At 37.2% G+C, this 24,614-nt stretch carries 23 protein-coding genes and 1 other annotated feature; all 23 genes read left to right on the top strand.

Going from position 1 to position 24,614, the window contains the following annotated elements; translation table 11 throughout:
* Position 1 precedes the first annotated feature (1 nt).
* The 23 genes from ftsZ (at position 2) to pyrE (ending at position 24,581) form a co-directional block, all read left to right on the top strand.
* On the top strand, positions 2-1,162 hold the full coding sequence (gene ftsZ / locus BM260_RS04260) for a cell division protein FtsZ (protein ID WP_093535308.1): 1,161 nt from the start codon (positions 2-4) through the stop codon (positions 1,160-1,162).
* Positions 1,163-2,125: 963 nt separating this feature from the next.
* On the top strand, positions 2,126-2,968 hold the full coding sequence (locus BM260_RS04255; RefSeq protein WP_093535306.1) for a sigma-E processing peptidase SpoIIGA: 843 nt from the start codon (positions 2,126-2,128) through the stop codon (positions 2,966-2,968).
* Positions 2,968-3,675: an RNA polymerase sporulation sigma factor SigE gene (gene sigE / locus BM260_RS04250; RefSeq protein ID WP_093535304.1), complete on the top strand. Its 708-nt coding sequence runs from the start codon at positions 2,968-2,970 to the stop codon at positions 3,673-3,675. The genes BM260_RS04255 and sigE overlap by 1 nt, the downstream gene beginning before the upstream one ends.
* Positions 3,676-3,764: 89 nt before the next feature.
* Positions 3,765-4,544, top strand: a complete 780-nt coding sequence (gene sigG / locus BM260_RS04245; protein ID WP_093535302.1) for an RNA polymerase sporulation sigma factor SigG — start codon at positions 3,765-3,767, stop codon at positions 4,542-4,544.
* A 287-nt stretch (positions 4,545-4,831) separates the two neighbouring features.
* Entirely contained in the window at positions 4,832-5,065 is a 234-nt protein-coding gene (locus BM260_RS04240) for a YlmC/YmxH family sporulation protein (RefSeq protein ID WP_093535300.1), read from the top strand.
* A gap of 80 nt (positions 5,066-5,145) precedes the next feature.
* Positions 5,146-5,838, top strand: a complete 693-nt coding sequence (locus BM260_RS04235) for a YggS family pyridoxal phosphate-dependent enzyme (protein WP_093535298.1) — start codon at positions 5,146-5,148, stop codon at positions 5,836-5,838.
* 1 nt (position 5,839) lies between these two features.
* Positions 5,840-6,313, top strand: a complete 474-nt coding sequence (locus BM260_RS04230) for a cell division protein SepF (protein WP_093535296.1) — start codon at positions 5,840-5,842, stop codon at positions 6,311-6,313.
* Positions 6,314-6,331: 18 nt separating this feature from the next.
* Positions 6,332-6,595 carry a YggT family protein gene (locus BM260_RS04225; protein WP_093535294.1) on the top strand — a complete coding sequence of 88 codons (264 nt, stop codon included), beginning with the start codon at positions 6,332-6,334 and terminating at the stop codon, positions 6,593-6,595.
* 48 nt (positions 6,596-6,643) lie between these two features.
* A complete protein-coding gene (locus tag BM260_RS04220) occupies positions 6,644-7,432 on the top strand; it encodes a YlmH family RNA-binding protein (protein ID WP_093535292.1) in 789 nt (262 codons plus the stop codon).
* Positions 7,433-7,530: 98 nt separating this feature from the next.
* Positions 7,531-8,040: a DivIVA domain-containing protein gene (locus BM260_RS04215; RefSeq protein ID WP_093535290.1), complete on the top strand. Its 510-nt coding sequence runs from the start codon at positions 7,531-7,533 to the stop codon at positions 8,038-8,040.
* Positions 8,041-8,089: 49 nt separating this feature from the next.
* Positions 8,090-8,311 (top strand) — a binding site (T-box leader).
* 74 nt (positions 8,312-8,385) lie between these two features.
* A complete protein-coding gene (ileS, locus tag BM260_RS04210) occupies positions 8,386-11,136 on the top strand; it encodes an isoleucine--tRNA ligase (protein WP_093535288.1) in 2,751 nt (916 codons plus the stop codon).
* A 280-nt stretch (positions 11,137-11,416) separates the two neighbouring features.
* Positions 11,417-11,893: a signal peptidase II gene (lspA, locus tag BM260_RS04205; RefSeq protein ID WP_093535286.1), complete on the top strand. Its 477-nt coding sequence runs from the start codon at positions 11,417-11,419 to the stop codon at positions 11,891-11,893.
* Positions 11,893-12,819 (top strand): RluA family pseudouridine synthase, encoded by a 927-nt coding sequence (locus tag BM260_RS04200; RefSeq protein ID WP_093535284.1) that lies wholly within the window; start codon positions 11,893-11,895, stop codon positions 12,817-12,819. The genes lspA and BM260_RS04200 overlap by 1 nt, the downstream gene beginning before the upstream one ends.
* Positions 12,820-13,043: 224 nt before the next feature.
* Positions 13,044-13,583 (top strand): bifunctional pyr operon transcriptional regulator/uracil phosphoribosyltransferase PyrR, encoded by a 540-nt coding sequence (gene pyrR / locus BM260_RS04195; protein ID WP_093535739.1) that lies wholly within the window; start codon positions 13,044-13,046, stop codon positions 13,581-13,583.
* Between the two features lie 28 nt (positions 13,584-13,611).
* On the top strand, positions 13,612-14,931 hold the full coding sequence (locus tag BM260_RS04190; RefSeq protein WP_093535282.1) for a solute carrier family 23 protein: 1,320 nt from the start codon (positions 13,612-13,614) through the stop codon (positions 14,929-14,931).
* Positions 14,932-15,113: 182 nt separating this feature from the next.
* Positions 15,114-15,992, top strand: coding sequence for an aspartate carbamoyltransferase catalytic subunit (locus BM260_RS04185; protein WP_093535280.1), 879 nt, complete (start codon positions 15,114-15,116; stop codon positions 15,990-15,992).
* A gap of 1 nt (position 15,993) precedes the next feature.
* The gene (locus BM260_RS04180) at positions 15,994-17,274 is read left to right on the top strand and encodes a dihydroorotase (RefSeq protein ID WP_093535278.1); all 1,281 of its coding nucleotides are present in this window, start codon (positions 15,994-15,996) and stop codon (positions 17,272-17,274) included.
* Entirely contained in the window at positions 17,271-18,371 is a 1,101-nt protein-coding gene (locus tag BM260_RS04175) for a carbamoyl phosphate synthase small subunit (protein WP_093535276.1), read from the top strand. Before BM260_RS04180 ends, BM260_RS04175 begins: the two co-directional genes overlap by 4 nt.
* The gene (carB, locus tag BM260_RS04170; protein ID WP_093535274.1) at positions 18,364-21,561 is read left to right on the top strand and encodes a carbamoyl-phosphate synthase large subunit; all 3,198 of its coding nucleotides are present in this window, start codon (positions 18,364-18,366) and stop codon (positions 21,559-21,561) included. The genes BM260_RS04175 and carB overlap by 8 nt, the downstream gene beginning before the upstream one ends.
* Positions 21,558-22,334: a dihydroorotate dehydrogenase electron transfer subunit gene (locus BM260_RS04165; RefSeq protein WP_093535272.1), complete on the top strand. Its 777-nt coding sequence runs from the start codon at positions 21,558-21,560 to the stop codon at positions 22,332-22,334. Before carB ends, BM260_RS04165 begins: the two co-directional genes overlap by 4 nt.
* Positions 22,331-23,245: a dihydroorotate dehydrogenase gene (locus tag BM260_RS04160; RefSeq protein ID WP_093535270.1), complete on the top strand. Its 915-nt coding sequence runs from the start codon at positions 22,331-22,333 to the stop codon at positions 23,243-23,245. Before BM260_RS04165 ends, BM260_RS04160 begins: the two co-directional genes overlap by 4 nt.
* A complete protein-coding gene (gene pyrF / locus BM260_RS04155) occupies positions 23,242-23,952 on the top strand; it encodes an orotidine-5'-phosphate decarboxylase (protein ID WP_093535268.1) in 711 nt (236 codons plus the stop codon). The genes BM260_RS04160 and pyrF overlap by 4 nt, the downstream gene beginning before the upstream one ends.
* On the top strand, positions 23,949-24,581 hold the full coding sequence (gene pyrE / locus BM260_RS04150; protein ID WP_093535266.1) for an orotate phosphoribosyltransferase: 633 nt from the start codon (positions 23,949-23,951) through the stop codon (positions 24,579-24,581). The genes pyrF and pyrE overlap by 4 nt, the downstream gene beginning before the upstream one ends.
* Positions 24,582-24,614: the final 33 nt, after the last annotated feature.

The raw sequence follows: 24,614 nt of genomic DNA, 5'->3' as shown, positions 1-24,614 counted from the left end.
CATGTTAGAATTTGAAACAAATGAAGATCAATTAGCGATCATTAAAGTTATTGGAGTAGGTGGTGGCGGTAATAACGCTGTAAATCGTATGATTGAACATGGTGTTCAAGGTGTAGATTTTATCGCTGTTAATACGGATGCGCAAGCACTCAATATGTCAAAAGCCGAAGTGAAATTACAAATTGGTGGAAAACTAACTCGTGGACTTGGTGCAGGAGCAAACCCTGAAGTCGGGAAAAAAGCAGCTGAAGAAAGTAAAGAGTTAATCGAGGAAGCTCTTAGAGGAGCGGATATGGTATTCGTAACAGCCGGTATGGGTGGCGGTACTGGAACTGGTGCAGCACCAGTTATTGCTCAAATCGCACGTGATTTAGGGGCATTAACAGTAGGTGTTGTAACACGTCCATTTACTTTTGAGGGGCGTAAACGTGCTACTCAAGCTGTAGGCGGAATTAGTATGATGAAAGAATCAGTAGACACATTAATCGTCATTCCAAATGATCGTTTGTTAGAAATCGTTGATAAAAACACGCCAATGCTAGAAGCATTCAGAGAAGCTGATAATGTTTTACGTCAAGGGGTTCAAGGTATTTCTGATTTGATCGCTGTACCTGGTCTTATCAATCTTGACTTTGCAGATGTTAAAACTATTATGTCTAACAAAGGTGCTGCTCTGATGGGTATTGGTATTTCTGCAGGAGAAAATCGTGCAGCTGAAGCGGCGAAAAAGGCTATTTCAAGTCCACTGCTTGAAACTTCAATAGACGGTGCGACAGGAGTCTTGATGAATATTACTGGTGGATCTAACTTAAGTCTATTTGAAGTGCAAGAAGCAGCTGATATTGTTGCCTCTGCATCCGATGAAGAAGTTAATATGATCTTCGGTTCGGTTATTAATGATAACTTAAAAGATGAAATAGTTGTAACTGTAATTGCAACAGGATTCAATGAAGAGTTAATCACACAAAAACAACCGCGTAGCACAGGATTTGGTGGAAACAGAGCACCACAACAACCAACAACAGCACCTATTAGAGAACAACGTAAAGAAGAAGTGCCGCAACAACAAGCGCCTCAACAAGAACGTCATGTCTCTCATAACCAACAAGAGGATGCATTAGATATCCCAACTTTCTTAAGAAATCGTCAACGCAGAAACTAAACTAATATGCAAAAAGCAAGCAATCACTTCGGTGATTGCTTTTTTTTTTGAGTATGTATATAAAAAGTTATCGTTAATACTGGATTCATGATAACTTTTTTGAATGGATTATCCTGCTGATTTCCGTTTCAGGTGGGGTTCAAAGGCTAAGAGCGCGACATCGTGTGGCAATGCCTTCGTGACCAACATCTTGTTGGCCTCCGTGGGGTGAGCGATGAGCTATCACCGTCGCTCACGCGTCGATGTGATATCTCATCTGTCTCACTCATCCCACTGGAGTCGCCACCTTTCACTGCAATCAAATATAAGTAGTACTCCACTATAAGGATATAGCATTGTTTTTCGCTTAGATAATCAGGTTGGTCAGAAATTAGAAAGTAACCAATTATTTGTAATCGCTTTTCAATTAGAAATACTATAATCCAAAGAAGGATGAAGAAAGTAGATTTTCTTTCATACTGGTGGAAATTAAGAGAAATAATAAGTGTTCATTAAGTAAAATAGCAAAATAGCGAACGAAATTACATCTTCGAGAGCTTTCTCTATTAGTAGTTAGTATTTTTTCTCTAGTTATCCAAAACCGAACTAACCTGTTTCTAAAAGTTGTAGGAGGGCGGCGGAAAGACAAATGCCATAAGATTACTGAGAAAAAGGGATGGTGTTCGTGACGTCAGTCACGAACACCATCTTAAAAAAAATCAATCGGTAATCATACAGCAAAACTTCTGTCCAAAGCACTCCAGAAACGATAGAAACAGGTTTTTACCTTCAAGGACCGTGTATCTTTTGCCCGGTTTTTATTATGCATTACACAGATGGAGGATATAAACTTTACACGACTTTTTGTTAAATCACAATTTTTCCTAGTTATTATTATGTCGTAAAAAAAGAACGTTTTTGAACGGTCTTTTGACAAATTTCTTACACTTTAGATGCTAAGCTTTAATCAAAAGGAGGGAAGTTATGTATGCGGAAGTAATGATTGTAACCAATACTTTTTTCAATTACACCGTTTTAGCATTTGCCAATAAAATTGGGTGGATTGAAAATCAGAAAAGGTATTTATTTCTTTCTGCTCTAACAGCTGGAGTAATTACAGTCGTTTTCTCTCATTCTTTATTCGCAATATTTTTATCGTTTTTTGTAATGATTTCAATCGCTTTTTGGAAAAAACGTTCACAGATAATTAAAGCAATTATATTAACATTACTTGCTAGTGTCTTTGCTGGAGGATTACTTACAGCTATCGCACCTTTGTATGACAATAGTGGTAATTTGTTTATGATTATTAATTTTGCCTTAATAGCGACTGGTGGTTTATATTTTTTGACAAAAAATGTATTGCATTTAAATATAGCAAATTCCGAAAGAGAGCTATTATATTCATCCAACGTTACGTTATTTGGAGTTTCTCAAGAATTAACCCTTTTTATAGATTCGGGAAATGTGTGTACAGAACCATTATCCAATGATCCTGTTCACTTTGTAGCGGCAGAAATGTTGCAAGAGATATTACCATATGAGTTATTTAAAGCAATTAGTGAATGGGAGTTTGAGGGAAGTGCTAGTTTGGATAAGATACCAAAAGAGTATGTTAGCAAATTACGATTAATACCAATTGCAACGATACAAAAACATAAAACATGGGTTATTGGTATCAAGTATGATCAGTGGTTGGTTGACGGTCAACCGTTACCTAAAGGATATATTGTGATGACGAAAGCAAAAGAAAAGTTTCCACATGAGGCGGATGGAATACTGCAAAGTTCCTCATATTTTCACTTGAAGAAAAGGAGTGTAGGCTAATGCTGATGAAATGGTTCCGTAAAGTTTATTATTGGGTACTATCATTTAGAAGAAAAAGTGTACATTATATTGGCGGCAATGAATCATTACCTAAACCATTATCGAGAGAAGAAGAAAGAGAAATGTTACTCGCATTTATGGATGGCGATGATCATGCAAGAGATGTATTAATTGAAAGAAACTTAAGGTTAGTTGTTTATATTGCGAGAAGATTTGATCAAACAAATACAAATATAGAAGATCTTATAAGTATTGGTTCTATAGGTCTTATAAAGGCAGTAGAAACATTTAATCTAGATAAAGGTATCAAGCTTGCCACTTATGCATCTAGATGTATAGAGAACGAAATTTTAATGCATTTACGAAAGACTAACCGTATGAAGTCAGAGGTTTCTTTTGATGAACCTTTAAATTCGGATTCAGATGGCAATGAACTATTATTATCAGATATTTTAGGAACTAGTGAAGATCTAATCATTGAAGATGTGGAAAAAAAACTAGAGCGCCAACATGTATTCGAAGCAATAAATTTACTTGGAAATAGAGAAAAATATATAATGCAATGTCGGTTTGGGTTAAACGGCAAGGAAGAAATGACTCAAAAAGAAGTTGCTGATCATTTAGGTATCTCACAATCATATATATCCCGATTAGAAAAGAAAATAATATTGGATTTAAAGGAGCTCTTAAACGAACCTATTGCTTAATGGTTGAAATTGGATAGTATCATAAAGAATAATCTTACCTATACCGGACAAACTGACTTAGAACAATTAAAAAGTCCGGAGGAAGATCTATGACGAGAACAAAAGTTGAATTATGCGGCATTGATACATCTAAGCTTCCTTTACTTAAGCATGAAGAAATGAAAGAATTATTTATCCGATTACAAGCTGGTGAAGAATCTGTTAAAGACGAACTAGTAATGTGTAATTTAAGGTTAGTTTTAAGTCTAGTACAAAGGTTTGCTTACAGGGGAGAGCAAGCTGATGATCTGTTTCAAGTTGGTTGCATTGGACTCATCAAGTCTATTGAGAACTTCGATCTAAAGCATAACGTTCGTTTTTCTACGTATGCAGTTCCTATGATTATTGGAGAAATAAAAAGACATTTACGTGATCACCATTCAGTACGAGTATCAAGATCTTTGAGAGATATTGCATATAAAGCTATGAAAGCAAAGGAACAGTTTATAAACGAGCATCTACAAGAGCCAACCTTGGATGATTTATCCAAAGAGCTAGATATTCCGGTGGAAGATATTTTAATTGCTTTAGATGCCATTCAGGATCCAGTGTCTTTGCAAGAACCGATATTCAGTGACGGTGGCGATGCTATTTATATGATGGACCAATTATGCGACAATGATGTATCGGAAGATCAATGGGTCACTTATTTTACTGTGAAAGAAAGTTTTCAGAAGCTAGATACAAGACAAAAGAAAATATTAACGAAGAGAATTTATTATGGTGCAACGCAAACAGAAATAGCGATGGACTTAGGGCTATCACAAGCGCAGATATCTCGATTGGAAAAGAGTGCTTTATCAACTATTCAAAGTCAATTGAATCCATAATATTACTTCAGCAAAGACGTTTTTTTCTTTATAGAAAAAAACGTTTTTCTGTTTTTTGATAAATTTAGAAACGACAATAGTTAATACGTTTTGCAAGTCGCTGGGATGGTTAATATTTCCCGGTTTGCGTGTAAAACATTGACGAAATCATGTTGTTGAATGCGTGTATTCATCCTAACAAAGCTAGTAAAAGAGTTCCCTTATGAGTAAATCCAAACAAAGGTTTCATCATAATGGAATGGGTTTTTTTCCTATTTCGTTCATATACTAAATAAAGGGGGTTAGTGATGAAATTTTCAGATGCACAGCAAAAAGAAGTAATAGAAGCGAAAAGTGGTCAATTATTAGGCTATATCGTGGATGCAGAAATTGATAAAGACACTGGTTTTATTATTTCATTTATAGTAGAGGAAAATGGCGCTTATCCAACTTTTTTTAATAAAAAAAGAGAAACGAAGAAAATAGCAGTACAAAATATAGCGATAATTGGAAAAGATGTTATAATTGTCTCAAAAATATAGTCTTACAATGTTCTTCATTGATAAAACAACTTTTCATTGATACAATAAATATAAACAATTGATGAAAAGTTGGGTTTCGAATGACAAATGTAAAACAAAATTTAGAACAAATTCAACAACGTATGCAAAGTGCTAGCAATCGAGCAAATAGAAAGTTAGAAGATATAACTCTAATTGCAGTTACAAAGGAAGTTTCTGTTAATCGAACAAATGAAGTAATCGAGAATCGTGTTATGCATTTGGGTGAAAATAGACCAGAGGGTTTAAAGAAGAAGTTAGATGCCATTTCTAGTGATGTTCAATGGCATTACATAGGGTCACTTCAAACAAGAAAAGTGAAATCAGTAATTAATCATATAAAATACCTGCATTCATTGGATCGGATGAGCCTTGCAGATGAAATTGAGAAAAGAGCTACCTCTACGAAGGATTGTTTTGTACAAGTAAACGTATCGCAAGAAGAGTCAAAGCATGGTCTTCCTTATGATGAAGTAGAAGCATTTATAGATCAACTCCACAACCATGAAAAAATTCGTGTTATTGGACTTATGACGATGGCTCCTAATACAGAAGATGACACAATCATCCGAAATGTTTTTCAAAAATTGAAGCAACTTCAAAGTAAAATAGCAGCTAAACAAATAGTTAACGCACCTTGTACAGAACTTTCCATGGGAATGTCTGGAGACTATGAAATAGCAATAGAAGAAGGTGCTACCTTTATAAGAATTGGAACAGCATTGGTTGGAAAAGAGAAGGAGGGTATTGAATAGCATGAAAAACTGGATGAAAAATTTCTTTTACTTAGATGAAGAAGAGGAAGCATCAGAAACGCAGCAGTCAAGACCTCAACAACAAAAAACGTCAGATAACAATATAAAGCAACAAACAGCAAAGTCAGTACCTAAAGAACGTAAATTCAATACCACGCCTAAGGAAATAAATACTCCTAATCTTGTTAGTATTCAAAATGTCCAAAAGTCTTCCAAAGTAATATTAATAGAGCCAAGAGTATATGCAGAAGCACAAGATATATCTGAACACTTAAAAAGTAAAAAAGCAGTGATTGTAAATTTGCAACGTATTGACAAGGAACAAGGAATTCGAATTATCGACTTTTTAAGTGGAACAGTGTACGCTTTAGGTGGAGATATACAAAGAATAGGTACGGATATATTCCTTTGTGCACCCGATTCAGTAGAAGTCGATGGAGCAATATCGGATTATTACTATAACGACCTAGATTAACAGAGGAGTAATTATACTATGGCATTAGTTTTAACTTTATTAAGTTTAGGTGTTCGAATTTATTCGTATGCATTAATTGCATATATTTTAATGTCTTGGGTACCTAGCATTCAACAATCGAGTTTCGGGAAGTTTTTAGGTAGAATTTGTGAACCATACTTAGAACCGTTTAGAAAAATTATTCCACCACTAGGAATGATTGATATTTCACCAATCGTTGCAATTTTTGTATTAAACCTAGCAATGACGGGTATATATTATATAGCTAATATAGTTCTCTAACCTCACTTCCGTGGGGTTTTTTACTATAATTGAAAGGGAAATATTATAATGGAAAATGTATTGCAACATTTTAGAAAAGAAGAACAGCCTTTTATTGAGCAGGTTGTAAGTATGATGCGGGAAGTAGAGGACCGATATGCACCTAAGTTAACGGACTTTCTAGATCCTAGGCAGCAATTTATAGTAGACTCGATTCGTAGACAATATGAAGATATTGGTTCTAGCGCTGAAGGTGCATTAGAGGATGCGGAGAGAAGAAGAGTTCTATTGTTTCCTTCCTATTATGTGCCATCGGAAATTGATTTCTCTATGAGAGTAGTTGAGGTCCATTACCCTACTAAATTTGTAACGTTAAAACATAAGGACGTGCTTGGTTCGATGATGTCCTTAGGAATTGATCGGAGTAAATTTGGAGATATACGTGTACAAGATGGTGCCATTCAGTTCGTGGTAGCTTTAGAGGTACTGGATTATGTACGAGCTAATTTTACATCTATTGGAAAAGTGAAAGTTCATATCGATGATGTAGGAAATCCACAAGACTATTTTGTTCAACAGGAGGAATGGATGACTGAGACCTTAACGGTAAGCTCACTCCGTTTAGACACTGTAATTGCCTCAATTTTTAATATTTCTCGTCAAAAGTCTGCATCTCTTATTCAAAGTGGGAAAGTGAAAGTGAACTGGTCCGAGAAAGATCAAGTATCCCTTGAATTACAAGAACTCGATCTCATTTCTATAAGAGGACATGGAAGAGTGAAATTAATCATGATGGAAGGCAGGACAAAAAAAGATAAAATTCGATTACAAATAGGTAGATTAGAACTAAAAAATTAATTTTTATAAGAATATTTCAAATATAGATGTATTCAATCTCGTAGAAATGTATAATGGGAGAAAGAATATAAGTTTAGTAAAGTGAAGGAGATGTTAAAATGCCACTAACACCACTTGATATACATAACAAGGAATTTAGTAAAGGATTTAGAGGGTACAATGAAGATGAAGTAAATGAATTCCTTGACCAAATAATGAAAGACCTTGAAATTTTGACGAAAGAAAAAAAAGAATTAGAAACAAAGCTTAAAACATCAAGCGAACAGGTTGGTCATTTTACTTCGATTGAAGAAACACTACATAAATCCATTGTCGTTGCTCAGGAGGCTGCAGAAGAAGTCCGTCGCAATTCACAAAAAGAAGCGAAGCTGATTGTGAAAGAGGCAGAGAAAAATGCTGACCGAATCGTTAATGAAGCTTTAACGAAAGCTAGAAGAATTGCGATGGAAATAGAGGATCTCAAGAAACAATCAAAAGTTTTCCGCAATCGCTTTAAAATGTTAGTAGAAGCACAGTTAGACTTGATCAATACTGATGATTGGAATCATTTAATGCAATATGATGTGGATACAGAAGTAATTGATCGACTATCTGTAACAGAAGATTAACATTTCTTGACTCATCGCCATACTTTACCTATAATAATTTCATATCATATAATATGCGTAGAAAAAGACGTCTAAATTTGTTTTTGATAAAGCGACCTGAGGATGGTGAGAGCTCAGGAATATAAACTCTTTAGATTATCACTTTGGAGCAAGGGCACTGAACTTTTTAGTAAGTGTCTTCGGTTAGTGCCCCGTTATGGCATTCTAAGCGGCGATTTTTTGAGAAATCGCAAGTAGGGTGGTACCGCGAGCATAACTCCTCGTCCCTTTTTGGGATGTGGAGTTTTTTTGTTTACGTGTAGATTAATACAATTTTTACGTTTTTACTAATTAGGAGGTAATAAGATGGAATACAAAGATACGTTATTAATGCCTAAGACAGCTTTCCCGATGCGTGGAAACTTACCAGTGAAAGAGTTAGAAATCCAAGCGAAATGGGCAGAGCAGGATATCTATAAAAAAGTACAGGATCATACTAAAGATCGACCATTTTTTGTACTGCATGATGGACCACCGTACGCAAATGGTGATCTTCATATGGGTCACGCATTAAACAAAGTATTGAAAGATATGATTGTCCGTCATAAGTCTATGACAGGTTTCCACGCACCATATGTTCCAGGTTGGGATACACATGGTCTTCCAATCGAGCAAGCATTAACAAATAAAGGTGTGAAACGTAAAGAACTGTCTTTAGCAGAGTTTAGAAAGCTTTGTGAAGAGTATGCTTATCAACAAATTGATAATCAACGCTCGCAGTTCAAACGTCTGGGTGTTCGTGGTGACTGGGAAAACCCATATGTTACATTGACTCCTGATTTTGAATCACGTCAAATCGAAGTATTCGGTGCGATGGCTAAAAAAGGATACATTTATAAAGGATTAAAGCCTGTTTACTGGTCACCTTCTAGTGAATCAGCATTAGCAGAAGCTGAAATTGAATACCAAGATAAAAAATCACCATCTATCTATGTAAGCTTTAAGGTAACGGAAGGTAAAGGAGTTCTTGAAGAAGGAACAAAGTTTATCATTTGGACTACAACACCTTGGACTATTCCTGCGAACTTAGCTATTTCTTTACATCCAAAAGTGGAGTATGCAGTTGTCGAAACGAATGGTTCTAAGTTTGTTGTTGCATTAGATTTAGTAAAAGCTGTTGCAGAAGAATTAGGCTGGGAAGAATACACAGTAGAGCGTACACTATTAGGTCAAGAAATGGATCGCTTAGTTGCAAAACATCCTTTATACGATCGTGATTCTCTTATCATTCTTGGGGAGCATGTAACAACTGAATCTGGTACTGGTTGTGTTCATACAGCGCCTGGTCACGGGGAAGATGACTTTTATGTTGGTAAAGCTTATGGATTAGATGTCCTTTGTCCAGTGGATGACCGCGGTGTTATGACTGCTGAAGCACCAGGTTTTGAAGGATTATTTTATGATACAGCTAACAAAGCAATTACAGAAGCTCTAGAAGCTGCTGGTGCACTTGAGAAACTTACATTCTTTACGCATTCATATCCACATGACTGGCGTACAAAAAAACCAGTTATTTATCGTGCTACTGCTCAATGGTTTGCTTCAATTGAGGCATTTAGAGATGAATTACTACAAGCAATTCGAGATACAAAATTTACTCCTGCATGGGGAGAGACTCGTCTATTTAACATGATTCGTGATCGTGGAGACTGGTGTATTTCTCGACAACGTGTATGGGGAGTTCCAATTCCGGTATTTTATGGGGAAGATGGAGAACCAATCCTGACAGAAGAGACGATTTCACATGTTTCTAAACTATTCCGAGAGCACGGATCGAATATTTGGTTTGAAAGAGAAGCGAAGGAATTATTACCTGAAGGATTCACTCATATTGGTAGTCCAAATGGTATCTTTACAAAAGAAACAGATATCATGGATGTATGGTTTGATTCGGGTTCATCTCATCAAGGTGTTCTAGAAGAACGGGATGATTTAGTATTCCCAGCTGACTTATACCTAGAGGGATCAGATCAGTACCGTGGTTGGTTTAACTCTTCTCTAATCACAAGTACAGCTATGTTTGGTCATGCTCCTTATAAAGGATTGTTAAGCCATGGTTTCACATTAGATGGCAATGGTCGTAAAATGAGTAAATCCTTAGGTAACGTTATCGTTCCTTCCAAAGTGATCAATCAGTTAGGTGCGGACATTGTACGTTTATGGGTAGCTTCCGTGGATTATACAGCAGATGTACGTGTTTCGGATGCGATTTTCAAACAAGTATCCGAAGTATATCGTAAAATTCGTAATACTTTCCGATTCTTGCATGGTAATATCAGTGATTTCCATCCGGTTAATAATCGTGTGGAATTTAAAGATCTACGTGAAGTCGATCAATATATGTATATGAAACTTCAAGAAGTAATTTCTACAGTAAGAGCGGCATATGATCGCTATGATTTCGCAAGTGTATATCATACGATTAATAATTTTGTATCAAGTGAGCTAAGTTCATTCTACTTAGACATTGCAAAAGATGTTGTGTATATCTATGGGGAGGATCACCCAGATCGTCGTGCAATGCAAACAGTTATGTATGATACGCTACTAGCGCTATTAAAACTATTAACACCTATTCTGCCTCATACAACAGATGAGCTTTGGGCTTACTTAGAGCATGAAACAGCAGAAAGTATTCAATTAACAGATATGCCAGAAGCCGTTAATTATCCTGAATTTAAAGAGTTAGCAGCTAAGTGGGATAAAATTATGGAATTACGTGATGATGTTCTAAAAGCATTAGAAGAAGCACGTAATGCAAAAACTATTGGTAAATCATTAGAAGCTAAAGTAGCTCTATATGTAAATGATGACTATAAAGAATTATTTGAAACAGATGCGATCGACTTTGCTCAATTGTTTATCGTTTCTAAGTTTGAATTAGGCGGGGCTCCTTCTGACGCTCCTGCTAACAGCTTGGCATTAGAACATGCTTCCGTTGTAGTAGAAAAAGCAGATGGTGAAAAATGTGAGCGTTGCTGGACAATTTCCGAAACAGTGGGAACAGTAGAAGCACACCCAACATTATGTGCACGTTGCGCAGAGGTTGTGAAGTAAATAGTACGAAGAAATGTGGTCCTATTTTATATAGGGCCACATTTTTAAATATTTCGTTTAATGAAGATAGCCCTTAAATTCAACAATATACCTCATAACTGTAATGGAAGTCTATAATACAGCCGATCTAGCGCATAATATAAATACTCCTCATAAGCTGAAGAACATTTTCTATATTGAAATTTCTCTGCTCTTTTACGAATTGTATGGTTCTGTGTTAAACTAAGTGGAGAGTGTTCAATTTTTTACTGTAAAGAATTTGTTATGTGGGGGAAATAATGTGTGGAAATTTTATGGACTAGCTGCTTTTTTCATTGCGTTAGATCAATGGACCAAATGGCTTGTCGTTAAGAATATGTCACTTGGTGAACGAATTATTTTGTGGGACCCTTACCTAGCGCTACTTTCTCATAGAAATAAAGGAGCAGCCTGGGGCATTCTGCAAGGAAAAATAGGATTCTTTACCATAGTCACTATCATTGTTATCATTGGAATTATCTATTACTTCCATAAAGAAGCAAAAGGAAAACCGATGTTTCAAGTCGGTTTGATGTTACTGCTTGGTGGAGCAATTGGGAACTTTATTGACCGACTTTGGAGAGGCGAAGTAGTAGATTTCGTCGATGTTTTAATACCTATTATCAATTATGATTTTCCTATTTTTAATGTGGCGGATGCTGCACTAACTATCGGAGTTATAATTATAATAATATTTGTATTTCAGGAAGAACGAGCTGAAAAGAAAAAGGTGAAGTAATGGAAGATTTAACATTTATTATTGAAAATGAACAAGCAAAAGAGCGTATTGATAAAGCAGTGGCATCTTTTGAATCAGATTGGTCACGTACGCAGATTCAAAACTTTATAAAAGATGGACATGTTACTGTAAACAATGAACCAGCTAAGTCCAATTATAAAGTGAAAGTAGGAGATGTTATTGTCGTAACACCTCCCGATGCTATACCACTGGATATCCAAGCAGAAAACCTAAATTTAGAAATTATTTATGAAGATGCGGATGTTGTAGTAGTTTATAAACCTCGTGGAATGGTAGTACACCCTGCACCAGGGCATACAACTGGGACCCTCGTTAACGGTTTAATGCATCAGATTAAAGATTTGTCGGGTATTAACGGAGTTATGCGACCTGGAATTGTGCATCGTATTGACAAAGATACAACAGGTTTACTGATGGTAGCTAAAAATGATGTTGCACATGTCTCTTTAGTAGATCAACTGGTTAAGAAAACAGTTACTCGTAAATACACAGCAATTGTGCACGGTCGAATAGCGCATGATAAAGGGACAATAGATGCACCTATCGCTCGTGATAAAAGAGAAAGACAAAATATGGCAGTAGTGGATAACGGCAAACATGCTGTTACACATTTCCGCGTATTAGATAGATTTGATAAATTTACGTTAGTGGAATGTCAATTAGAAACTGGACGTACTCATCAAATTCGTGTTCATATGAAATATATTGGTTACCCACTTGCTGGAGATCCAAAATATGGTCCTAAGAAAACGATTAACTTTGATGGACAAGTTTTACATGCAGGATTATTAGGTTTCATTCACCCGAAAACGGGAGAATACTTAGAGTTCTCATACCCACTTCCAGATGATTTTACTAATTTGATACAAAATTTAAAAAATCAAACGTTGATTAATGAGGAATAGTACTCTATACTAAAAACAAGCAAACATTTACTTGCTAGTAATTTAAAAACTATATAGCTTCACCTTTAATAACAGTCCAGAGAGGCTGAGAAGGTACATGTGAACGTGACTCACTATCAATCTGCGGATTTTTAGGAATCACTCTACTTAATAACGCATTTACAACCTTCTAGGCTCTCGAGTCTAGAAGGTTTTTTATTTTGTTCAAAGGAGATGAGAAAGTAATGGGAGAAAAAGCAAATATTCTAGATGAGAAAGCGATAAATCGAGCACTCACAAGAATTGCACATGAAATTATTGAACGTAACAAAGGGATTGATGAGTGTATTCTAGTGGGCATTAAAACTAGAGGAGCGTTTTTAGCGAAACGTTTAGCAGATCGGATCGAGGTAATTGAGGGCAAGCCGATAAAAACAGGAGAGCTCGATATTACACTTTATAGAGATGACTTATCGTTAAAAAATAATACCGATGAACCTTTAGTACAGCAAGTGGATATTACGCATGATGTGAAAGATAAAAAAGTTATTCTAGTGGATGATGTTTTATACACAGGTCGAACAGTACGAGCGGCAATGGATGCAGTTATGGATCTTGGAAGACCAGCTCAAATACAGTTAGCGGTATTAATCGATAGAGGGCACCGCGAGCTACCTATTAGAGCAGATTATGTTGGCAAAAATATACCTACTTCTAGTGGGGAGAGAATTGTCGTCAAAGTAACGGAAACGGACGAGGTAGATGCAGTATCCATTTACGAATAAGAATCTATTTAAAAGGTAGGGAAAATTCATGTCAAATGCCATTTTAGATGTAAATGATAAGCCGTCAAGTGGACAGCTCATCACTTTAAGTTTTCAACATATGTTTGCAATGTTCGGATCGACTATTTTGGTACCGCAACTAGTAGGTTTGAGTCCTGCAATTGCATTATTAACAAGTGGGATTGCAACAATAATCTTCTTACTCGTAACTAAATTTCAAGTTCCGGCATATTTAGGATCGTCGTTCGCATTCATCGCACCAATTCTTGTGGCAGTAAATGGCTTGAATGAAGCGGGGGATGCTATTAATCCGGGTAATGCAATGATCGGTGCGGTTTTCGTAGGATTGGTTTACGGAATTGTGTCGCTCGTAATTTGGAAAAGTGGCTATAAGTGGATTATGAAGCTGTTACCAGCAATCGTTGTTGGACCAGTCATCATGGTCATTGGATTAGGACTATCTGGTGTGGCAGTGGATATGGCGATGAATATAACAAATGCAGATTCAGGCTTAAAAGAATATAGCTTCTTACATTTCTCAGCGGCATTAGTGACATTGTTTACGGCAATTATCTGTACGGTTTTCTTTAAAAATATTATTAGTACAATGCCAATCTTAATAGGTTTAGTGGTGGGTTATATATATTCCATTATTATTGGGATTGTTGACTTTGCCCCAATTAAAGAAGCAAAATTATTTGCTTCACCAGACTTTTTGCTACCTGGGGTACATTATGACTTTGTCATTACTACGAATATTTTACTAGTAATGGTGCCAATCGTTATCGTTACTATATCCGAGCATATTGGACATCAGCTCGTATTAGGAAAAGTTGTGGAGAGAGACTACATAAAAGAACCAGGGCTGCATAGATCATTATTAGGTGATGGCTTAGGTACTTTAGTAAGTGCACTTATCGGTGGTCCACCTAAAACTACCTACGGGGAGAACATTGGAGTTTTAGCCATAACTCGTATTTATAGTGTCTATGTGATATTGGGTGCTGCTGTTGTGGCAATTCTACTATCATTCTTTGGAAAAGCGATGGCAGTTATATCAACGATACCAACAGCAGTCCTAGGTGGCGTATCTATTCTGTTATTTGGGATAATTGCAGCAAGTGGTTTACGGATGTTAGTTGATGCAAAAGTAGATTTCGGCAATAGTCGAAACTTAGTTATTGCATCCGTCATTCTCGTAATAGGAATTGGAGGAGCAAAATTCATCGTTACGGAAGCACTTAGCATTGAAGGTATGGCTTTAGCAGCAATTATCGGAGTTATACTAAATCTCATCCTACCTGGAAGAAAGCAAGCAGAAAGTACGGATTTATATCAAACTAAATAATTGGCCTTTTAAGAAGTTGAACAGTGAGTCAGCAAAAGGTTCGGATAGCAAGTTGGGATATTTCATATGATCCTGGTACTTGTCTATGCTTAAACGAACCTTCTCGAGACTTTTTCGAGGAGGTTTTCCTATTATTTGGATATTATCAAAAATGTTTGGTGGGAAAGAAAGGTAGATGTTAAATGAAAAATTTGGTATCAATGAAAGAATTATCGACAGATCAAATACTTTCCATATTAAATCAAACAAAAGCGTTTCATGATGGTACTTCCTCAACCTTGAGGAATAATTACATGGTTTCAAATCTGTTTTTTGAGCCTAGTACCAGAACGAAGATGAGTTTTGAAATGGCAGAAAGAAAGCTAAATTTAGAGGTCCTTCCATTCGATGCTGGATTCTCAAGCACCCTTAAAGGGGAAACACTTTATGACACAGTAAAAGTTTTAGAATCTATCGGTCTAGATGTATTAGTAATTAGGCATGAACAAAATAATTATTTTGAGGAACTCGTTGGAAAAGTAAAACCTGTAATTATTAACGGGGGAGACGGTACAGGAAATCATCCGACGCAAAGCCTTTTGGATATTTATACTATTTGGCAAGAGTTTGGGACCTTGCAAAATAAAGTAATAACAATTGTTGGGGATATTAGCCATAGTCGTGTTGCCAGATCAAATGCAGATGCACTTACAAGACTAGGCGCACAAGTCCGATTTGTATGTCCACCAGAATGGCAAGGAGAATTCGAAGCATTTAATAATTTCGACGAGGTAATAGAAGATAGTGATGTTCTCATGATGCTTCGTGTTCAACACGAAAGACATGATGGGAAGACAATATTTTCTAAAGAGCAATATCACCAAGCGTATGGTCTCACACTAGAACGAGAGAAAAAAATGAACAAAAGTGCAATTATCATGCATCCAGCACCATTTAACAGAGATGTGGAAATAGCCACTGAATTAGTTGAATGTAATCGTTCAAGAATCTTTAAACAAATGGAAAATGGTGTTTTTGTCCGCATGGCTGTCATTGAAATGATTTTGAAAGGGAGAGAATAACATGACAAAAATTATTCAAAACGTTCAAATAGTTAACAATGAAGGGGAATTTGAAACGACTGCTGTTTTAGTTGAAGATGGTAAGATTGCTGCAATCGGAGCCAATGTCACATCAACTGTAGCACAACAAATAGATGGTAAAGGTCTCTTGCTCTCTCCAGGGTTTATTGATGTTCATGTACATTTACGTGAGCCAGGTGGAGAGCAGAAGGAAACGATAGAAACAGGAACGAATGCTGCCGCTAAAGGGGGCTATACAACTATTTGTGCTATGCCAAATACAAGACCAGTGCCTGATACAGCCGAAAACTTCTCACATGTTTTAGATTTAGTAGAGAAAAACGCACTTGTACGTGTCTTGCCATATGGTTCTATTACTATTCGACAAGCAGGTAAAGAAAGAACAGATATTAAATCGTTGAAAAATCTTGGAGCCTTTGCTTTAACAGATGATGGTGTTGGTGTTCAAGCTGCAGGTACAATGCTGGAAGCAATGGAAGAAGCTGCGAAATTTAATATTCCAATTGTTGCGCATTGTGAAGATAACTCGTTAATCTACGGTGGAGTTATGCATAAAGGAAAACGAAGTGAAGAGCTTGGATTGAAGGGGATCCCATCAGTTTCAGAATCCGTACATATTGCGCGTGATATTTTACTCGCAGAAGCAGCAGGGGCTCATTATCATGTATGTCATGTAAGTACAAAAGAATCTGTACGAGTAATACGAGACGCTAAAAAAGCAGGTATTCACGTAACAGCGGAAGTAAGTCCTCATCATTTAATACTTTGTGAGGATGATATTCCATCTGATGAAGCAATTTGGAAAATGAACCCACCACTTAGAGCTAAAGAAGATATGATGGCACTACGAGCGGGGTTAGTAGATGGAACTTTAGATTTTATCGCCACTGATCATGCTCCTCATACAGAAGAAGAAAAATCAAATGGATTTGAAAAAGCGCCGTTCGGAATTGTCGGTTTAGAGACAGCATTCCCATTATTATATACTCACTTCGTAAAACCTGGTGAGTGGACATTACAGCAACTATTGGATTACCTAACTATTAAACCAGCCAAAGTATTCGGATTTGAGTTTGGGAAGCTAGAAGTAGGATCACCAGCGGATTTGGTTTTAATAGACTTAAAAAAAGAACAAAAAATAGATAAAGAAACATTTATATCTAAAGGGAAAAATACACCGTTTAACGGAATTGTTTGTAATGGTTGGCCACAACTGACAATGTATAACGGAGAAATCGTATGGCAGGAGGAACAAATATGAAAACAAGATATTTAATATTAGAAGACGGTACGGTGTTTAAGGGAAATGCATTTGGTAGTGATGCAGGGACAATTGGTGAAGTGATTTTTACAACTGCCATGACAGGCTATCAAGAATCTATATCAGATCCTTCTAACTGTGGACAAATATTGACGTTTACGTATCCAATGGTTGGTAACTACGGTGTAAATCCTGATGATTTTGAAGCTATTAAAATAGGTCTTTCCGGAGTGGTTATAAGAGAGCTTGCGGAACAACCATCAAATTTCAGAAGTACAGGTACTTTGAGTGAATTTTTAAAAGGGAAAAACGTTCCAGGAATTGAAGGAATCGATACGAGAAAGCTTACTCGTATTATTCGTAAGCATGGTTCTCTAAAAGGCAGACTTACAAATGCTGGTGAAGAAGTGAATGTGGATCAAGTTGTAAAAGAACTTCTCGCTACGGAAATCCCAAAAAATGTAGTGCAACAAGTTTCTATAACTCGTCCATATCCAAGTCCCGGACGAGGAAAGAGAGTCGTACTTGTGGACTTTGGTATGAAACACGGCATATTAAGAGAGCTAAATAAAAGAGATTGCGATATTATTGTTGTCCCTTATAATACATCAGCAACTGAAATTCTAGGTATGTACCCTGATGGTGTCATGCTATCTAACGGACCTGGAGATCCAACTGATATTCCAGAAGCAATTGAAATGGTAAAAGGAATTATTGGGAAAGTGCCGATTTTCGGAGTATGCCTTGGACATCAACTTATTTCACTTGCAAGTGGCGCTACATCCTTCAAGTTAAAATTTGGACATCGCGGAGGAAATCACCCAGTAAAAGATCTCAGAACTGGAAGAACAGAGTTAACTTCTCAAAATCACGGTTATGCAATTGATGCAGATTCCATCGCACAAACAGATTTAGAAATAACACATATAGCGTTAAATGATGGCACGGTTGAAGGAGTAAGACATACTAAATTCCCGGTATTCTGTGTTCAGTTCCACCCAGAAGGATCATCGGGACCAGAAGATTCAAAACATCTATTTGATGAGTTTATCGAACTAATGAATGCTGAAAGCAAAAAGGAGAGTTCACATGCCTAAACGTAAAGATATAAAAACAATACTAGTAATAGGTTCTGGTCCAATTGTAATCGGCCAAGCAGCGGAATTCGATTATGCGGGTACACAAGCATGTATCTCACTAAGAGAAGAAGGTTATAGTGTTATTTTAGTGAATTCAAATCCTGCAACTATTATGACAGATACAGAAATTGCAGATAAAGTTTATATTGAACCTCTCACGTTACCATTTGTTAGTAAAATCATTCGTAAAGAACGTCCAGATGCCATCTTACCAACACTTGGGGGACAAACTGGACTAAATATGGCAATTGAACTCGATGAGTCCGGCATTTTAGATGAACTAGGAATTGAAATATTAGGTACAAAACTGGAAGCTATTCACAAAGCGGAAGACCGAGATTTATTCCGTACGTTGATGAATGAATTAAATGAACCAGTTCCCGATAGCGATATTATTCATAATCTGGAAGAAGCAAAAGCATTTGTTGAGCGAATTGGTTATCCAGTTATTGTCCGTCCGGCATTTACAATGGGTGGAACTGGTGGGGGTATTTGTTATAACGATAACGATTTAGCTGAAATAGTGACAAGTGGTTTAAAATATAGTCCGGTTACACAGTGTTTACTCGAGAAATCCATTGCTGGATATAAAGAGATAGAATACGAAGTAATGCGTGATTCTGCGGATAATGCAATTGTTGTATGTAATATGGAAAACTTCGACGCTGTTGGGATCCATACTGGGGACTCAATTGTTGTTGCTCCTACACAAACATTGTCAGACCGAGAAAACCAAATGCTTCGAAATGTATCTTTAAAAATTATTCGTGCACTTAAAATTGAGGGTGGGTGTAATGTACAGTTAGCACTGGATCCACATAGCTTCAATTATTATATTATTGAAGTGAACCCACGAGTTAGCCGTTCTTCTGCATTGGCATCAAAAGCAACTGGCTATCCAATTGCAAAACTTGCCGCTAAAATTGCTGTTGGTCTTACATTGGATGAGATGATGAATCCAGTTACCCAAAAAACCTACGCTTGCTTCGAGCCAGCATTGGATTATATTGTTGCCAAAATTCCTAGATGGCCATTCGATAAATTTGAATCGGCAAAACGTAATCTAGGAACACAAATGAAAGCTACTGGAGAAGTAATGTCTTTAGGACGTACATTTGAGGAAGCAATTCTTAAATCAGTACGTTCACTTGAAACTGGGCACTTCCATATCGAAATGAAAAATAGTGAATCAATTACAGATGCGTGGATGGAAAAACGCATTCGTCGTGCGGGTGATGAAAGATTATTCTTTATAGGAGAAGCACTCCGCCGTGGAGTATCTGTAGAAACGATACATGAGTGGAGTCAGATCGATCAATTTTTCTTGAACAAGCTTCAAAATATCGTGAAGTACGAACAAGTAATCCAAGCAAATCCTTTCGATCAAGAAGTGTTATATAAAGCAAAACGTATGGGCTTTGCAGATAAAACTATTGCAAAATATTGGCATGTAACTGAATTAGAAGTTTATAAATTTAAAAAAGAAAATGGAATTGTACCAGTTTATAAAATGGTCGATACGTGTGCAGGGGAGTTTGAGTCTGAAACACCTTACTTTTACGGAACATATGAAGAGGAAAATGAATCTATTCGTACGGAAAAGGAAAGTGTGATTGTGTTAGGGTCAGGGCCGATCCGTATTGGTCAAGGGGTTGAGTTTGACTATGCAACTGTACATTCTGTATGGGCGATAAAAGAAGCGGGCTATGAGGCAATTATTATTAATAATAACCCTGAAACAGTTTCAACCGATTTCTCCATTTCAGATAAATTATATTTTGAACCACTCACATTAGAAGATGTTATGCACATCGTAGACTTAGAGCAGCCAAAAGGGGTAGTTGTTCAATTTGGAGGACAAACGGCTATCAACTTAGCTGCTGGGTTGGAAGAAAGAGGCGTGAAAATTTTAGGTACAACGCTAGAGGACATTGATCGTGCAGAAAATCGTAATAAGTTTGAAGCAGCTCTTCATGAAATAGATATTCCACAGCCACTCGGAAAAACTGCTGTGTCTGTAGAAGAAGCAACGACCATTGCCAATGAAATAGGATACCCAGTATTAGTGAGACCTTCATACGTACTTGGTGGGCGTGCCATGCAAATTGTCTACACCGAAGATGAGATTAAACATTATATGGAGAATGCGGTGGAAGCAAGTCCTGAAAAACCAGTTTTGATTGACCGCTACTTAACTGGAACAGAAATAGAAGTAGATGCAATTTGTGATGGTGAAAATGTGTTAATACCAGGAATCATGGAACATATTGAACGTGCAGGAGTCCATTCTGGTGACTCAATTGCTGTGTATCCGCCACAGAAGCTTTCGCAATACCAGATGGATACATTGGTAGATTACACAACAAGACTTGCAAAAGGATTGAAAATTGTTGGATTGATGAATATTCAATATGTTATTTCAAAAGATGAGGTTTATGTTATTGAAGTAAATCCACGTTCAAGTCGTACTGTACCATTCTTAAGTAAAATCACATCGATTCCGATGGCGAATATTGCAACAAAAGCGATTTTAGGTCAATCAATTATAGAACAAGGTTATACACCAGGACTTGCTCCAACTAGCCCAGGTGTATATGTAAAAGTACCAGTGTTCAGTTTTGCGAAACTTCGTCGTGTAGACATTACACTCGGACCTGAGATGAAATCTACTGGCGAAGTAATGGGCAAAGATATCACGCTTGAAAAAGCATTATATAAAGGTTTAGTAGCAGCGGGTATGGAGATTAAAGATCATGGCACAGTGCTAATGACTATCTCAGATAAAGATAAAGCAGAAGGCATCGAGATTGCGAAAAGATTCTATGCAATAGGATTCCGCATTATGGCTACTCAAGGTACTGCTGAAGCGATTAAAAATGTTGGGATTCCAGTAGATATCGTTGATAAAATAGGTTCAAAAGGAACTACTTTACTAGATGTAATTCAAAAAGGGGAAGCACAATTTATCATTAATACGTTAACAAAAGGAATGCAGCCAGAACGTGATGGATTCCGTATTCGTAGAGAATCCGTAGAAAATGGCATCCCTTGTTTAACTTCATTAGATACTGCAGAAGCAATGCTGCGTGTCATTGAGTCAATGACATTCTCAACTGAAACGATGAAACATCAGGAGGTAAAAGCATGATTAGACAAGAACAAATGCAAGTCGTAAAACAAAGTGCTATTGCGACGAACATTTTTGAACTCACATTGACTGGACAGTTAGTACTGGATATGAAACAACCAGGTCAATTTGTCCATCTAAGAGTGTCTGATCAAATGGAACCTTTGCTAAGAAGACCAATAAGTATTTCATCTATAAATGAAAAAACTTTAGAATTTACAATGATATACCGCGCAGAAGGCAGAGGGACTAAACTTCTTTCTGAAAAGAAACCAGGGGACCAAGTGGATGTACTTGGACCCCTTGGAAATGGTTTTCCGATTGATAAAGTAGAAGTGGGTCAAAAGGCTTTGCTAATAGGTGGCGGAATTGGTGTGCCACCTCTATTTGAACTATCTAAAAGGCTTGTGGAAAAAGGTGTAAAGCCTATTCATGTATTAGGATTTCAGTCGGAAGATGTTGTTTTTTATGAAAAACAATTTCAAGAACTTGGAGAAACTTATATTGTGACAGTGGACGGTAGCCATGGCTCTACTGGATTCGTAACAAATGTGTTAGAAAAGCTAGAAGATGATTTTGCAGTTTACTATAGCTGTGGACCAACACCGATGCTAGCTGCTCTAGAAAAACTATACCCAGAAAAAGAAGGTTATTTATCTTTTGAACAACGTATGGGTTGTGGAATAGGGGCATGTTTTGCTTGTGTTTGCGATACAACAGAAAAAATAGAGGCTGATTATGTGAAGGTTTGTTCAGATGGTCCAGTGTTCCCGTCAGGAGTTGTTCGAGTATGAATAGATTAGCTACCCTTTTACCGGGTCTTACTTTGAAAAATCCAATCATGCCAGCTTCTGGTTGCTTTGGGTTTGGTAAAGAATATGCGAAGTTATATGATTTATCGCAATTAGGTGCCATTATGATAAAGGCCACAACTCCTGAAACAAGATTAGGTAACCCTACACCACGTGTGGCAGAAACGCCGTCAGGAATGTTAAATGCAATTGGCCTGCAAAATCCAGGCCTAAAGAAAGTATTAGAAAATGAACTGACTTGGCTCGAACAATACGAAGTGCCAATTATAGCAAATGTTGCAGGCTATACTACAGAAGATTATGTCACGGTAGCAGAGGCAATCTCTCAAGCACCAAATGTTCAAGCGCTTGAGCTAAATATTTCTTGTCCAAATGTGAAGCAAGGGGGAATTACATTTGGAACAGATCCTCTTATTGCCGAGGAGTTAACAAAAGCGGTGAAAGCTGTTTCCTCTGTCCCTGTATATGTGAAGCTATCTCCAAATGTAACGGATATTGGAGAAATTGCAAAAGCGGTAGAAGCAGGCGGAGCTGATGGTATTACGATGATTAATACATTATTAGGATTGCGCTTAGACACTAAAACTGGTCGTCCAGTAATTGCAAATGTAACTGGTGGTCTTTCCGGTCCAGCTATTAAGCCAGTAGCACTGCGTATGGTTTATGATGTAGCCCCAAAAGTGTCTATCCCCATTATTGGAATGGGTGGTATTACTAACATTGATGATGTCGTGGATTTCTTATCGGCAGGAGCAAGTGCGGTTGCGATAGGGACAGCAAACTTTGTTGATCCATTCATTTGTCCTAATTTAATCGAACAGCTTCCAGCAAAATTAGATGAACTAGGATTTAACACCGTAACAGATTTAGTTGGAAGGAGCCATCGACTATGAAAAACAGTCCAATTATTGCATTAGACTTTGCTTCTGCAGGAGATGCATACCAATTTCTCACTCCATTTGAGCAGTCATTATTTGTAAAAGTAGGGATGGAATTATATTTACAAGAAGGGCCTTCTATTGTGTATAAACTAAAAGAGATGGGTCATGATGTTTTTCTTGATTTGAAGCTACATGATATTCCAAATACAGTAGGGCATGCGATGAAAGGTCTCGCTCGTTTAGGAGCAGATTTGGTGAATGTGCATGCGGCAGGTGGAGTAGCAATGATGATTGCAGCGCGTGAAGGATTAGATGCTGGCACTGCTGCTGGCAGTAAAAGACCTTCTATTATTGCTGTAACGCAACTAACTTCCACTTCTGAATTGCAAATGCAGCAAGAACAGCTGGTACAAACAACGATAGACGCATCAGTTGTTCATTATGCAGAGCTAGCTAAAACAGCAGCGCTAGATGGAGTCGTATGCTCCGTTTTAGAAGCCAAGAAAATTGCATCTGTCTGTGGTGAAGAATTTTTACGTGTTACTCCTGGTATTCGTTTAGCAGAAGGAGAAGCGCATGATCAGGTACGTGTTGCAACTCCAGCGAATGCTCGAATCCTTGGTTCTTCTCATATTGTGGTAGGTCGTGCAATAACAAAAGCGAATGACCCAGTACAAGCATATGAAACTATTTTAAAAATGTGGGAGGAAAATGCATGAGCTTAGAAAACAAAATTGCCAAAGCACTTCTAGAAGTTGGTGCAGTTGCATTAAAACCGAACGATCCATTCACATGGGCTTCTGGTATTAAATCTCCAATATATTGTGATAACCGTATTACGATGTCATCACCTGCTATTCGAAAAGAAATTGCTCAGGGATTAGCAGAAGCCATCGACAAAAACTTCCCAGGAACTGAAGCGGTAGCTGGTACGGCAACTGCGGGGATTCCCCATGCTGCTTGGGTGAGTGATGTACTGGAACTTCCGATGATGTACGTCCGTTCAAAAGCAAAGGAACATGGTCGTGGCAATCAAATTGAAGGTAAAGTAGTCGCAGGACAAAAAGTAGTAGTCATTGAAGATCTAATCTCGACAGGTGGAAGCAGTCTAGTGGCAGTAGAAGCCCTTCAAAAAGAGGGTCTAGAAGTACTAGGTGTTGTTAGTATTTTTACTTATGGACTACTAAAAGCAGATCAAGCATTTAAAGAAGCAGGGATTTCGTTCGTCAGTTTAACAAATTACGATGCTTTAACAACTGCTGCAAAAGAAGCAAGAATGATTAAGGAAGAAGATATTCCTATGCTTGCTAAATGGCATAGTGATTTAAAAAGTGGACTACTACAATAGACTAAGTTGTAAACGATCTCTCTACAAAAGAGG

This window comes from Psychrobacillus psychrotolerans, assembly GCF_900115805.1.
GTDB classification, from domain to species: domain Bacteria; phylum Bacillota; class Bacilli; order Bacillales_A; family Planococcaceae; genus Psychrobacillus; species Psychrobacillus psychrotolerans.
Note: the sequence above shows the minus strand (reverse complement) of the source record. Positions and strands in the feature narration are given on the sequence as shown.